Source organism: Capnocytophaga sp. oral taxon 878 (assembly GCF_002999135.1).
GTDB lineage: Bacteria > Bacteroidota > Bacteroidia > Flavobacteriales > Flavobacteriaceae > Capnocytophaga.
In genome coordinates, this window is sequence record NZ_CP027229.1 from 2109072 (window position 1) to 2123575 (window position 14504).

General features: G+C 39.9%; 10 protein-coding genes. 2 read left to right on the forward strand and 8 right to left on the reverse strand.

Going from position 1 to position 14504, the window contains the following annotated elements; translation table 11 throughout:
- Window positions 1-90: 90 nt before the first annotated feature.
- The 8 genes from nrfA to C4H12_RS09495 all read right to left on the reverse strand — a co-directional run bounded on the left by nrfA (window position 91) and on the right by C4H12_RS09495 (window position 11757).
- Complete coding sequence (gene nrfA, locus C4H12_RS09460) at window positions 91-1557, reverse strand: ammonia-forming cytochrome c nitrite reductase (protein ID WP_106098699.1); 1467 nt, start codon at window positions 1555-1557, stop codon at window positions 91-93.
- 28 nt (window positions 1558-1585) lie between these two features.
- Window positions 1586-2203, reverse strand: coding sequence for a cytochrome c nitrite reductase small subunit (gene nrfH / locus C4H12_RS09465; RefSeq protein ID WP_106098700.1), 618 nt, complete (start codon window positions 2201-2203; stop codon window positions 1586-1588).
- Between the two features lie 362 nt (window positions 2204-2565).
- Entirely contained in the window at window positions 2566-3723 is a 1158-nt protein-coding gene (locus tag C4H12_RS09470; protein WP_106098701.1) for a 5-(carboxyamino)imidazole ribonucleotide synthase, read from the reverse strand.
- Between the two features lie 7 nt (window positions 3724-3730).
- Window positions 3731-4840 carry a hypothetical protein gene (locus C4H12_RS09475; protein ID WP_106098702.1) on the reverse strand — a complete coding sequence of 370 codons (1110 nt, stop codon included), beginning with the start codon at window positions 4838-4840 and terminating at the stop codon, window positions 3731-3733.
- Entirely contained in the window at window positions 4827-5936 is a 1110-nt protein-coding gene (locus C4H12_RS09480; protein WP_106098703.1) for a DNA adenine methylase, read from the reverse strand. The genes C4H12_RS09475 and C4H12_RS09480 overlap by 14 nt, the downstream gene beginning before the upstream one ends.
- 19 nt (window positions 5937-5955) lie before the next feature.
- Window positions 5956-6999 carry an endonuclease/exonuclease/phosphatase family protein gene (locus C4H12_RS09485; protein ID WP_106098704.1) on the reverse strand — a complete coding sequence of 348 codons (1044 nt, stop codon included), beginning with the start codon at window positions 6997-6999 and terminating at the stop codon, window positions 5956-5958.
- A gap of 1 nt (window position 7000) precedes the next feature.
- Entirely contained in the window at window positions 7001-9514 is a 2514-nt protein-coding gene (locus C4H12_RS09490) for a transglycosylase domain-containing protein (protein ID WP_371514501.1), read from the reverse strand.
- 815 nt (window positions 9515-10329) lie between these two features.
- Complete coding sequence (locus tag C4H12_RS09495) at window positions 10330-11757, reverse strand: WG repeat-containing protein (RefSeq protein ID WP_106098705.1); 1428 nt, start codon at window positions 11755-11757, stop codon at window positions 10330-10332.
- 728 nt (window positions 11758-12485) lie between these two features.
- Between C4H12_RS09495 and C4H12_RS09505 the strand changes: the two genes are divergently transcribed.
- Window positions 12486-13226, forward strand: coding sequence for a type III pantothenate kinase (locus C4H12_RS09505; RefSeq protein ID WP_106098707.1), 741 nt, complete (start codon window positions 12486-12488; stop codon window positions 13224-13226).
- On the forward strand, window positions 13223-14497 hold the full coding sequence (locus C4H12_RS09510) for an outer membrane protein transport protein (protein ID WP_106098708.1): 1275 nt from the start codon (window positions 13223-13225) through the stop codon (window positions 14495-14497). Before C4H12_RS09505 ends, C4H12_RS09510 begins: the two co-directional genes overlap by 4 nt.
- Window positions 14498-14504: the final 7 nt, after the last annotated feature.

Consider the following 14504-nt stretch of genomic DNA (forward strand, 5'->3'; position numbering starts at 1 on the left):
AAAATTAAAAGTATAAACTTTGCCAAAGTTCTAAAACTCTGGCAAAGTTTATTATAGCCTATACGACTCGCACTTGCCTATGCGGCTCGTTTATTTTTGTGTTACTAAGCGACCTTTTTCTTTAGCCTCTTTAATCCATTTAGGAACGATAGTTTCTAAGAATTTTTTCTTAGCAGCTTCTTCTTTAGGGATATCTAGACCAATTTCTTTTTGAGCTTTAGCTTTAGTGCTGATATCAGGCATTACGAAAGCTGTTTTGATGTTTAGTTTTTCTTTAAGCACATCTAAATTATTTTCAGCTTGATAAGCATAGATAAGACCATCGCTAAGGAGGCGTTCAGATTCGATAGGAGCGTGGAAAGCGGCACCGTGTGAAGAGTGTACCATATCCCAACGCCATTGTGATTTGCGGATAAGTGCCAAAGTAGGTTTCATTTGTTCTTCAGTAGCACCGTTATCCCACAAGAATTTAGCTTTGAAGTGTACTTTTGCTAATTGTTTTTCGAGTTTCATACGCATACCATATACAGCATCTTGGCGATCGTATACGTTTTTCACCAATTCTTCTTCACTTTGGCGGTGACAAGTTTGGCAACTTGCAGACACGTTACGCAATGGACTGCTGATTTGGTGATCAGTAAATTTCACAGCGCCATCAGTTTTGTAAGGCATATGGCAATCGGCACAAGAAACGCCACGTTGTCCGTGAATACCGAGTTGAGAAAGTTCATAGTCGGGGTGTTGTGCTTTGAGGATAGGAGTACGGCTAAGTGGGTGTACATAGTCAGTCCAACCTTCTGCATCGTAGTACTCTTCCATCTTTTCAACAGTCATACCTTTATCCCAAGGGAAAGTAAGATATTTTTTATCACCTTTGAAGTAGTACTCTATGTGGCATTGCGCACAGACGAGAGAACGCATCTCTTGATGAGTAGCTTTATTGATATCGCGACCTTGACGTTTGAAGGCTTCTTGTAAAGCCAATTGACTTACTTGCAATTTCATAGTTTTAGTATCGTGGCAAGTAGCACAACCGATAGGGTTTACGATTTGGCTACCCCATTGATCCCAAGGAGCACTATAGTAAGTTTCAGCACCTACTTCTTTCATAAGGCGAGGCACATCAGGGCTTTTACAAGTCCAGCAAGTACCTGGTTGAGGAGAGTGGGTAGAATCGGTAGGCGCACCAGTACGGAGAATTTTGGTAACATCCTCAATAGCGTGCATGTGTCCGCGAGGAGCGTTGTATCCCTTAGAGAAAGCATAACCAGCCCAAAGGATTACCATTTCGGGGCGCAAAGCGAGCAAATCATCATCTTGACTGCTCATATACCTAGAGCGGAATGTAGTGTCGGCAGTTGCTGCCCACGAAGCGTATTCACGAGGATAGAACGGTTCAAAGAGCTCGTTTTTGCATTCCTGATCGGGGAGGTTATTACCGCCTCTTGCGATAAACTGAGCTTCTGTAGATCTATTCATTATTGAATTAGCCAATAGACCTAATAAAAAGGTAACCACTGCTAATAAACCTGCAATTAACCAATGTTTCTTTTTCATCGCTGTATAAATTATATTTCGTTTTTTTTTAATTATTTGATTTTTCTCTGTTTTTCACCATTTTGTCAAGCCAATCGGGAGTGTTGCTCGGCATATTGTCCACAATAGGCACAGGCGAATGAGGAGCCGCATTAAGCCCTCTCACACGGCTGTGAGGTACATCGCGGTGGCAGTCCCAGCATAGCCTACCATTATCGGCGTGTGCCATTTCAGCAGTAACTTTACCTGCTCGCACTTCGCTTACAAGGGTGCTATGGCAGCGTATACAGTTTTCTTGTACCACCTTTTGTCCTGGAGCGTGTATTTTAATCACTTGAGGTTCCATACGTAAGGTGAACATAGTAGCGTGTCGAAGCCCGTCAGTGGCTTTGAAATAGTACTTACGCAACACGTTGTCGTGAGGCACGTGGCAGTCGTTACATACAGTATTTCGCCCATGAGACGAGTGAAACCAAGTAGCATACTCTGGTTCCATAATATGGCAGTTCACACACGCTTTAGGATCATCACTTAGATAGGAATGTGCTTTAGAGATATAAAATATATATCCCCCAAGCCCTATCAGTATCCCTACTAACGATGGAATCAGAAAGCGAAACCATCTGTTCTTCTTAGTAGATGAAGGGTTGTTATTCGTTGTTGCCATTATATTATTTGTTTTTCGTGTCTTTACGAGGCAAAAGTACAACAGTTTTTTTACACTTCCAAATGAAAATAAAGATAGTAGTCTATTTTATTCTTATTTTAAATAGAAACTGTTAATTAAATGTTGATTTTCAGGTTATTAAACAAAAGCAGCCCTGTTATCATTCTTACAGAAACTATCAAGCAAAGATAATATACCTGCTGCAAAGGTTCAAAAAAGAAACTTTTAGCTAACTATCATAAGTATGTATACACCCAATAATAGCCATAGGATGAGTGTAGGAAAATGAATAAATACAGAACAAAAAAGGCTGCTAAACTCACGCCTAACAGCCTTTTAAATATTTCTAATCCTGATGATTACTAACGGCTTACTACTAAAATAGTGTTCTTTACCTTTTCGGCAATAGCCCTTGCGCGCTCAATATCGGAACTTACAATTGTTACGTGTCCCATCTTGCGGAAAGGACGTGTTTGGCGCTTGCCATAAATGTGAGGTGTAACACAGTCCATAGCTAATATTTGTTCTATATTTTCATATACTACATCGCCTTGGTAGCCCTCGGCTCCTACAAGGTTCACCATTACGCCTGCAACCTTACTATCGGTACAGCCCAAAGGCAAATTCAATATCGCTCTTAAATGCTGCTCAAACTGGTTGGTATAAGCGGCCTCGATACTATAATGCCCCGAGTTATGCGGACGTGGTGCTACTTCATTCACTAATATATCACCATCGGCTGTTAGGAAAAGTTCGACTGCTAAAAGTCCTACCACCTGAAAAGCGTTGGCCACCTGCATAGCTACACTGCGTGCTTTTTGGGCTATAGCATCGTTAATACGGGCTGGACACAATACATATTCCACTTGATTGGCTTCGGGGTGGAACTCCATTTCAACCACTGGGTATGTGCGTACCTCGCCGCTGGCACTACGGGCTACAATTACAGCCAATTCTTTAGCAAAAGGCACAAGTGCTTCGGCAATACACTCACCATCGGGTAAGGAGGTAAGGTCGGAAAGTTGTCGCACTATTTTGACCCCATTCCCATCGTAGCCAAATCTGGCTGACTTCCATACAAAAGGCAATGTTACCGCCTTTGCCTCTATGGCTTGCTTTAATTCGGACAGCTGATTGAACACCTTAAAATCGGCAGTAGGAATGTTATGAGCTGCATAAAACTGCTTTTGGGTAGCCTTGCTTTGGATACGCTCAATGGTTTGGGGTGTGGGGTATACCTTCACCCCTTCGGCTTGTAATTGCTTAAGGGCAGCTACGTTCACGTTCTCAATTTCTATGGTAAGCACATCAACATTTTTGCCGAAGTTATATACCGTATCATAATCGGTAAGGCTACCTTGTACAAAGGTATTACAAGCTATGCGAGAAGGGGCATCGGCAGCAGGGTCGAGCACCTTGGTTGCAATATCAAACTTACGGGTTTCGGTGAGCAGCATTTTGCCGAGCTGCCCCCCGCCCAATATTCCAATAGTGAAATCTGATGAAAAATAATGGAGCATAGAATACTTATTTTACAATGAAAATACAATCAGCTAAAGCTGTGTATTTTTGAATATTATTTTTATAGGTAAACTCTATTTTTAGTGAGTGAGTTTCTTTCTTGCTAAAGCTATCTAAATACTGATGAATAGCGGGTTGAAGTATATTAATATTACGCTTTAGTTTCCACGAGTTTTCAAAATCATCAGTATCAACAAGTATTAGAAACAATCTGTTTTCAGCTCCAAAACGCATCTCTCCTTGATTTTCATAAAGCCACTGTATAAGTAACTTAGGATTTAGTTGTGCTTGAGCTATAACACTTAAACGCTCTTTTTCTAACTGCTTTAATATAGCTATAGAGGATGTGTCATTTCTGTCTTTTAACTTTTCTATGATTTCGTATTGTATAGTAGCTGGTTTAGCTTTTTTATCAAAGAAAATTCCCAGTTCAGCAGCCTTATTTTTCAAAAAAGTAAGCTCGGAAGGCAATCCTATTTCCTTTCTTTTTTGCTTCATATATTCATTGGGAAAGTAAGTAACTTTTAAGTCAAAAGGGATATTATTAATGATGAAATCTACATTTTTTATTTGCCCAATAGTAGGTAACACAATAGGATGTTGCTTAAAGATGTTTTCTATCAAGATACTGCTCCAGTGATTATACCAGCTACTTAGCACATAATTTTGTACAGTAGTATTAATTTCGGTGTCGAATTTAGATAATAGTTCTTGATATGAAGGTTGTTTTACCTTTACATACTTACTTATAAGATACTTATCTAATGAGTTCTGATAGTCTCCTCCCCATTGAAAATAGTTGAGTTTGTAAAGTTCGGAAATGAGTTGCTCTTGATTAGAATCCTTAATTTGTTTGTAACTTATTTGTTTTATAAAGCTATCCAACATAGCGTGAGATTTAGGAATATCTTGTTCTAATAAATTGAATAGTTCTTCAAATTGCAAACTCAATGTAGTGTGTTTTAAATCTATATGGTATAAACTAAGGAACTTAGATAGTAATTCTTTGCGTAAAATAGATTTAATTTTAAGCCACAACAAAGCACTACTATCAGTATTAAATACTGCTAATTGTTGTTTTTGTTGTGATTCTTTCCAATGTTTAAAGTTGTCCATAGGTCAATATTTCTTTTTTAGGAACAGCAAAGCTAATATGTAGTTTAGGTTTGCATACAAAAAGAATTTCCTTGCTCCCTGCCACACTACCTTTGCCTCCCCTACCGTTATGGTAAGACTTAGCTTCTACTGTTACTTCTTTGTATTTAGAAATAAGAGTAGTGAGAATTTCTATAGATGGATAACTGCGGTCATTATAGCTGATAAGCCAATGTGGGATATCTTTACTGTACTCAAAAAGAGTTTCAAAAGATGTGATTACATCTCTTTTTTTATCAAAACCACTAAACTGCTGTGGCTCATATCGTTTAATAGTATTAACAAACTGCTTATCCTTCCAATACTTAGTGAAAGTTTCGGGTAAGTGATAAAAACTTTGATAATCGGCGTGACTATCACAATAAGGAGGATCAAAATATGCAAGATCTACTCGGTCTAACAAAGGGAGTAAGTCTAAAATATTTTTTTGGTAACTTTTATTAGTAGCTTGATTATTAAAAACAGCGTTATTGTATTTAGGTAAAAGCTCTTCAAAAATATCTCGAATGGGGCGCGTTAAACTCCTATTACGCTTAACACGTTGAGGATCATTGGCATAGTTCAAGGCTTGTGTATGAGCAAAATGCCCCATTGTAATCTTACGTGTCATACTCCTATTAAGTACTGCAAAAGCAAGAGCTTGCTTGTATTTTGAAGCTAATAAAGGAATGTTTGCTCTAAAATTATCTAAGAAAAAAGCTTCACTTTTTTCAAAAAAAATATCTGTATAAAGATCGGAAATAAGAGTGTATTCGCTTTTTTGAGGAGACTCTGAAAGCAATAAAGATACATCATCAGGAGTAAGGGTATCTTGACTATTCTCAATGAGTGCTAATCCTATTTGGTGATTAAAGTTTAAAAAATCATTCGTAATCACTTGTAGCTGCATTTGTTTAAATAGGTAAGCTACTGATTGGGATCCTGCAAAAGCATCAAGAGCTATATACACCCCATTTGGGATAAATTTTTTTATCCACGCTAAATGGGTGTGTTTAGCTCCTAAATACTGAGGTTCAGGAAAAGAGTAGTTAAAATACTTATACTCGTTAAATAGCATTTTTATATTATTAATAGCTTTATTTCAGTTCTCTTATTAAATACATATAAATAGGGAAATGGTCGGAATAGCCCCAAGTGTAGTTGCCATTGCTCATACTGCGGAAGGGGTAGCCTTTGTAACGCCCTTTGGGATTGGTTAAATACGGACGGTTAAAGATACCAGTTTTCCAATAACGGTAACTGCTTTTGTCTTCTTTAAGCAAATCATAGGTGAAGTAGAACTGGTCAAAGAGGTTCCAACCATCTTGATAGGCAAGTGTACCCATTCCTTTTTTAAGCATTGCTTCCATAGGGTTAAAGAGTTCACCTTGCTTTACATCTTCTTTTCTTTCCTTAGTTTTAAGTATGTTTTTAAATCCTGAATTGATAGGATCGTCATTAAAGTCGCCCATAGCGATGATCTTAGCATTAGGGTCTTGTTTTAGTAGAGAGTCGATAATTTGCTTGTTTAGGGCAGCTGCTTGCTCACGTAAGGGGCGGCTTTTGGTTTCGCCTCCTAAGCGTGAAGGCCAGTGATTCACAATAAAATGCACCATCTCACCATCTAACTCACCTGATACTAATAGCTGATCACGAGTGTAGAGAGGTTTGCCATCGTCCTTGGTGAGATGTAGTGGATGTGGGAAAGATGAAATGGGTTTAAACACCCCTTTTTTGTAGATAAGGGCTACATCGACCCCACGAGAATCGGGGGACTCATAATGTACAATACCATAATTGTACTTTTTCAAGTACTTAGTATTGAGAAGATCGGCTACTACGGCCTCATTTTCAATTTCGGCAAGTCCTACTATATCGGGGGCGTGGTGGGTAACATCGGCACCTATTTCGGATATTACCTTTGCTATTTTTTCGACGTGGTCATTATATACCTTGCTCGTCCAGCGATCGGCACCTTGAGGGGTACGATCGTCGTCGAACTTATGAGGGTCGTTAATAGTGTCGAACAGGTTCTCGACATTGTAAAAAGCTATTGTTCTCACAGCTAATTTTTTTTGTTGTGCGTTAGTGGTAAATACGCCCATCATAAGGGCGATGGTTAAAAATACTATTTTTCTCATATTACTTAAATATTCTTCCAAAAAAACCTTTCTTTTTGGGTTTATCTTCTTCTTGTTCTTGGGTAGAGGTAGTGGTAGGCTTGGTAGTAGGAGGGACTACATCGTCAATAGATATGTCTTCGTCGGGATTATCTATACTATGTAGCTTACTGCTGCGCTCATAGATGCGGTAATGTAGTTCGCCGGCAGCTACGGTATCCTTTACGGTGGTAGAGGTACTGAAAAGGCGATCAAGGAAGCCTTCGCGTATTACTGGTTCGCAACTGAGTATTTCACTTTTCAGTTCCTCATCGATGGTGAAGGTAGCCTGAGTAATATCCTTAAACTTCTTATTGCGGTTGAGTTGTGATACAAAGAGGGCGGCGATAGGCAAAGCAGAGTTGGCACCTTGTCCTAAACGGGTGCTGCGGAAGCCTATCTGCTGATCATTACCTACCCAACTAATCATTACCAGATTGGGTAATAACCCCGCAAACCAGCCGTCTTTATTATCTTGGGTAGTACCTGTTTTGCCTGCGAGGTCATTGGTGAGACCATACTGGCCACGCATACGCGATGCGGTACCTTCATTAACAGTAGCGCGCATTAGCTGCAACATCTGCTGGGTGGTAGTTTCGGTAAGGGCAGGGGCTTCTTTTTTGGGCTTATATTCCCATAATACCTTGCCTTTTTTGTCGGTTATTTTTTCAATAAAATAGGGTTGAGAAGGCACTCCGTTATTGGCAAAGGTGGTATAAGCCTTAGCCATCTCGATCACGGGCAGCTCGGCTGAACCCAGTGCAATGGAAGGCACTGAGGGTATATGGGAGCTAATACCCATTGCTTTTGCCTTGGCGATAACCTTTTCTAAGCCTGCATAAAAGAGAGTTTGTACGGCTATAGTATTTAGAGATTCTTTTAGGGCTTTGCCTACTGAATAGTAAGTATAAGGATCGTCGTCGGTACTGGAGGAGTTACGAGGCGTCCAGAACTTCTCATCGGCATAGGTGAGCGCACGTGGAGAGAAGTGTGTGCATACGGGCATTCCTTGTTCTAAAGCTGTGGCGTAGACAATAGGCTTAAATATAGAGCCTACTTGGCGCTTGCTTTGCAAGACGTGGTCGTACTTAAAGTACTGAAAATCGATACCGCCGACATAGCTTTTGATAGCGCCGGTTTGCGGATTAACGGCTACAAAGCCTGTGTTTAGCAATCGGGAGAAGAAAGAAAGGCTATCGAGAGTGCTGTGCATTTGCACTTTATCTTTTTCATAGAAGCTCAAATCCATAGCTTTTTTCTGGCTGAGCTTATCCCATATCTGTTCTTCGGTAAGTCCATTGGCTTTGAGCTGCTTGTAGGCAGGTAGTTTTTGGGCTTCTTGTTTTAGCCACTCATTATCGAGCTTCCAAGGGGCATTTTTGCCATAAGCCAATTCAAAATCTTTTTGCAAGCGAGCTAAGTGCTTACGTACAGAGGCTTCGGCATACTCTTGCATAGTGCGATTGATGGTGGTGTAGATGCGCAAGCCATCTTTGTAAATATTATAAGGTGTGCCATCGTCCTTGGTGATATCCTTGAGGAGATTGGGCAGTTGCAAGCGTATTTGCTCACGGAGGTAGGGTGCTATGCCCTCATTTTCAAGTCCGTTATACTCTATTTTAAGGCTATCTTTTTTGTGAGCCTGAAAGTCGGTTTCGGTGAGCAAGCCATTCTTTTTCATTTGGGCTAATACCACATTGCGGCGTTCCTCACTACGCTGAGGGGCGGTGCGAGGGTTATAGCTATTATTGGCTTTGAGGGTGCCTATAAGGGTAGCTGCCTCATTAAGGGTGAGGGCTTTGGCAGGCTTACTGAAAAAGCGGTATGAAGCTGCCTCGATACCGTAGGTATTATCACTAAAAGGAACGGTATTGAGGTAAAGGGTAATGATTTCTTCCTTACTATAAACGCTTTCGATACGGTGAGCAATAATCATTTCCTTAATTTTATGCACAGGCATAGTGAGCTTACCATAACGATCGGCACGGCCAAAGATGTTTTTCGCCAGCTGCATAGTGAGGGTACTACCCCCTCCTGAGGCGTCGTCCTGCAAGAGGAGTGTTTTGAAGAATACCCTTAAAAGGCTTCGGGTATCGATACCGCTATGCTCATAAAAGCGCTCGTCCTCGGTAGCGATAAGGGCATTGACCAGATAAGGAGGAAAATCGGTATAATCAATCTTGGTGCGATCAAAGATATAGAATTTGCCTACAAACTCGCCACTATCATCGTAAATGAGGCTGGCTTCGGCCTGCTTGAGTTCTTTGAGTTCTTGCTTTGTAGGGAGTTTGCCAAAAACCCCGAAGTAGACCAAAGCTACCAGCAGGGATACCATAGCGACTACTGAGCCGATGGCTATGCCTGCCCATTTTAAATAGAACTTATAGGTTTTGGGCTTTTTACCTTCTTTTCTTCTGAAAAGCAGTCCTATACCGTAGGGGATACCTATCAGCACTAAAAGTAGTCCTTGCCAGAGATATTGCAAGAGGTAGCGCAGGTACTGCCAGCCTTTGGCGAGGGTATCGAAGAAAAAGCCTAAGGCTACTGAAAGCCCATAAGGTAACCAGCAACAGCATTTTTTAAGGGCGTAAAATATTTGCTGCCCTATAAAAATGAGGAGTGTGTAGGCTAGTACAACAAGGGCATACAGGGCAAAGGGAATGGCTAATAGTGCTATGACCCACCAACGTGTGGGGGTGGGGATGCCTTGTACTTTTTTGTATAACCATATTCCTGAAATAGTGATGACTGTATAGACAAAAACAACTAAGGCATAGAGGATGAAGGGGATGAAAAGTAGGGCTGCTTTGACCTTGCCTAAAAAGGTGGTTGTGGAGGGGAGCCCTATATTCCAGAGGCTATGGAGCCAGCTTCCGAACCTATCGGTAAGGGAGCGGGAATCTTCTTTGGCTGAGAGGTAAAAATCCTTGGCTTTATTGTACAGCAAAAACAAGCCGTAGGGGATGATAAGGAGGAGGAAAATAATACCTTTCCAGAGGAGAGGGAGACAGTAGGATAGCAGCTTATATAGCATTTGAGCTAAGGCTACCAAGCCCCTCATCAGTAATGAGAGGAAGGGAGCTATTGCTAATAACCCATTGATAATGGGCTTTTTAAATGATATATTGCGCAACATAAGCAAAGGGTGTTATCCTTGTTTTCGGGGCAAAAATACAAATAATTGGCGAATTGGCAAAGTAGAAAATTAGCAAATTTTGGAAATTAGGGAATTAGCAAATTAGCAAATGGGGGAATTAGAGAGAGGGATAAGTGATAAGTGCAAAAGACTAAATGTGAATGGTACTGTAATTACTACTCCATTTTTTCTTTTTCATAGACATTTCCTTCTGTATCTAGATATTCGATTTTGTTATCGATGTGGGCACGTAGGCGTTGGGGATAAAATCCTTTTTCAATCCTATTATATTTGAAGGGTGAGAGTATTTTACCATTAAAATTAACCATTGCCCATTTGCCTTGCTTTTTGGCTGCAAAAACTTCGTTGTTAATTGGGTTTATTGCTTCATATTCAAAAGGGAGTAGGATTTTATCATTTAAATCGACAACACCCCATAAGCCATTTTGTTGCGCTGCTATGTAGGTGGATTCAATATTGTTGCCTCCTCTTTTTTTGTTCAATACTCCTTCTAAACCTATGGCATCATATTTAAAGGATGTAAGGGGAGCGCCTTTGATATCTAACAGGCCATATTTACTTTCTTTTTTTGCTATGATGATTTCGCCAAAAGCAAGGGTTATTGTTTCGTACTGAGAAGAGGTTAATGGAGTGAATTTTTTGTCCTTAATTTCGAACAGTGCCCATTTATCAGCTTTTTTTGCTTTAATTACATTTCCTAAAAAGGGATTGATAGCGTCATACTCAAAGGGGGTTAAGGGGTTGTTATTCAAATCAATTACTCCCCAATGGTTATTGAGTTTGGCTGCTAAATAGATGGGTTCGTGCTGGGGGGAGGTGAGTTGTTGAAAAGGTTCTGCATATTGTAAAGGTACCATTATATGAGTATCATTGGTACTAATAATACCCCATAAATTGTTTTGCTTAACACTTACACAAGTTCGGGTATTTAAGAAATTTCCTCCATCGTAGGTAGCGAGTTTCTTACCTTTGGGAGCAAAAAAATGTAATTTATTATCGGCTAAACCAACGAACAAATTGGGTGATAGGGGCATTACATTATACAAGTTATGAGGTTCAAAAACTATTTCGCCTTTGGTGTTAAAAACGATTAGTTTTTCGTCTTTCATAGCTCCTAATAAAGAGAAATCAAAATATCGGATATTAGTATATTCAATAGGGAGTATGGTGTGGTTTGAAGTATCGACAAGCCCCCAAAGGTTGTCTTTTTTAACAATAAAAGTATTTTCTCCTCTTTTAATATCGGAATATTCTACTGGTATTACTTCTTTGCCATCAATGTTAATGATTCCATATTTATCATCTATTTTTACTACGGCAAAGCCTCTGACGAATGATAAAGCTTGGGTGTATTTTGCAGGGCTTATAAGCTGGGCTTGGGGGTTAATATAGCCGTATTTTCCATTGATTTTGACAACTGCTCGGTACTCAAAAAAGGGAGCGATTTGGGTATAAGGTAGTAGTTTTTCTTTGCCTTTTTCGAGTTGGTAATACTGCCCGTTACGTTGTTCAATTCCGAAGGTCTCTTGTGCTTGCAGATTGGTAACAATTGCTAGCATAATGGTAATAAATAATTTTTTCATTGTATATTAATTTAATGGTTTTTAAAAAGCTAATTTTGAAGGGAAAATAAAGGCTAAAAATCTTTTCATTTTGAGTCTTTAAAAGAGGCTGCAAAGTTACAATAATAGAAGGAAATTAGCAAATTTGGGAATTAGAAAATTAGCAAATTAGGAAATTAGCAAATTGGGGAATTGGGAAATTAGCAAATTAGCAAATTGGGAAGTTGGGGAATTGGGGAGAGAGAAAAAAGTAGTGGAGGTGATGAGGATAATGTGGGGATTGGGCGATTTTGTTGCGAATTATGCAAAAGGAGGGGTTGGGGGTGAAAGGGCTGGAAATCAAGAAGGTGAGGCGTATCCTTCGTTTATAGTTCGTTTATAGTTCGTTATGAGTTCGTTCATCCTATAAGATAGCTAAGGTGAAAAAGGGAGTGAAATGGGGGTGATAAAAATTCTTTCTTATTGATTTATAGAGGTTTGTGATTTTTTGGCTAAAATGAAGATAGAAGAGTGTCGGGTTGTAAAAAGTTTGAATTTTTGGCAATGATTATGGGAAATGAGTGAGAATTTTTTATTAACATAAAATGTGTATGTGAGCTTATGAAAGGGAGGAAAAAACGTTGGGGAACTGAAAAATGTTCATAATTTATTGTTAATTGATAATTGTTTTGTACCTTTGCCGGCAAAATACAGGTGCAAATTGTGATTTTGAAATTAAATGGCACTATTATTGTAAGGTACAATAAGCAATGAACTTAATTATAGACGAAGGAAATAGCCAAATAAAAGTAGCACTGTATAAAGGAGATAAACAATACTTTTTTAAATCGTTCGGGAAGGATCATTTTGAGGGAGATTTCTTGGAAGAGCTTTCACTGAAAGGGATAAAGAAGGCGATTGTATCTTCGGTAGCGAAACATAGCAGGGAGCGTTTTGCTTTTCTGCAGGAATATACTTCTTTACCTGTATTGCACCTTAGGGCTGACACGCCTGTGCCGTTTAGTAACCAGTACGCGAGTCCGCAAACTTTAGGCTGTGACCGGATTGCGCTGGTGGCAGGGGGTATGAAGAGATTTCCGCGCAGGAATGTGCTTGTAATAGATGCTGGGACTTGTATCACTTTTGATTTTATCACCAAGAAGAAAGAGTACTTGGGAGGAGCTATAGCCCCAGGGATAGCTATGCGGCTGAAAGCAATGCACCACTATACTGATAAGCTGCCACTGATAGAAGAGGAAGACTTTGATACTGAGAATTTTGTAGGCAATACAACTGCTAAGTGTATGCTGAGTGGGGTGTATAACAATGTGTTACGCGAAATAGAAGGTGTAATAGCCCAATACAAGAAAAAATACAATAGCCTAACAACTGTTTTGACGGGGGGTAATCATTTTTATTTGGCAGAACGAATAAAAAGTACGATATTTGCCGCCCCATTCGTACTGCTTGAAGGGATGAATGCTATTTTGGAATATCAAAAGAGAATATGAACAGGAAACTAAATACACTTATTATTGCCTTGCTGACAGGTACATTGGCTGCAGTAGCGCAACAGACTACTGAATCACCTTACTCATTTTATGGTGTGGGTGAACGCAATTTTGGCGGCATAGCTGAAGAGAGTGCTATGGGTGGTATAGGTACTTATGCTGATAGTACAAGGGTGAATATGCAAAACCCTGCTGCCTTATCGGGCTTGAAATACACTGCTTTTTCGGCAGGACTTACTATGCAGCGCAAGAATGTAGCAACCAGCAATATGGATTTCACAACTAGGACTTCGGCGCTGAATTACTTTACTTTGGGATTTCCAATAACAGAGAAATTGGGTGTTGCCTTTGGACTGGTACCTTACTCGACTGTAGGATATAAGATGAAAAGTACTGTGAATAGGAATGTACAGCAGTATGAGGGCAAGGGTAATGTGAATCAGTTTTTTGCTTCGGGAGGATACAAACTGTATGATGGACTACGTATAGGAGCTTCATTTAAGTACCACTTTGGGAGTATAGAGATGACTGATATTTTGCAACTGTACAATGTAGAGTTTTTCACGCAAGAGAGCAGTAAGCAGACTCTTAAAGGAGCTTCGGTAAACTTTGGGCTGTACTATGAACTGCCTCTACGCCACCGCTTGCGCCTTTACAGCTCACTAGTGTATACCCCAGAAAGCAAATTAAGTAGTGATAACGAACGCAGTGTGCAAATGCTTAGCTATGTGAATGGAGGGAACTCGGGCACGCAGCTATCGGTACGGAGCATTCAGCAAATAGACTTGGGAGCTAAGGGTATTAAAGAGACTAAACTGACCTTGCCTACACAAATAGAAGTAGGATTGGGTATAGGGGAGCATCAGAAATGGTTCACTGGATTGGAATACACTTACGCTAATACAAAATCATTTAGCAATCCGTTTTTGAGCACTACTAATGTGAGCTATAAAGATAGCTACCAGATAGCATTGGGAGGTTTTTGGGTACCTAACTACAATTCATTTACCAGCTACTGGCATAGGGTGACTTACCGCTTAGGATTGCGCTATGAAAACACAGGTGTGGTACTGAATGGACAGTCGCTAAATGATTTTGGCACGTCTTTTGGAGTTAGCTTACCAGTAAGAGGCTTTTCAAACCTTACGGGTGTGCTTGAGATAGGAAAGCGAGGCACATTAAACTCGGGACTTGTGAAAGAGAATTACATAAACTTTAAAATAGGGTTCACCCTTAATGACAAATGGTTCCAAAAAACAAAATATCAATAAAAACAAT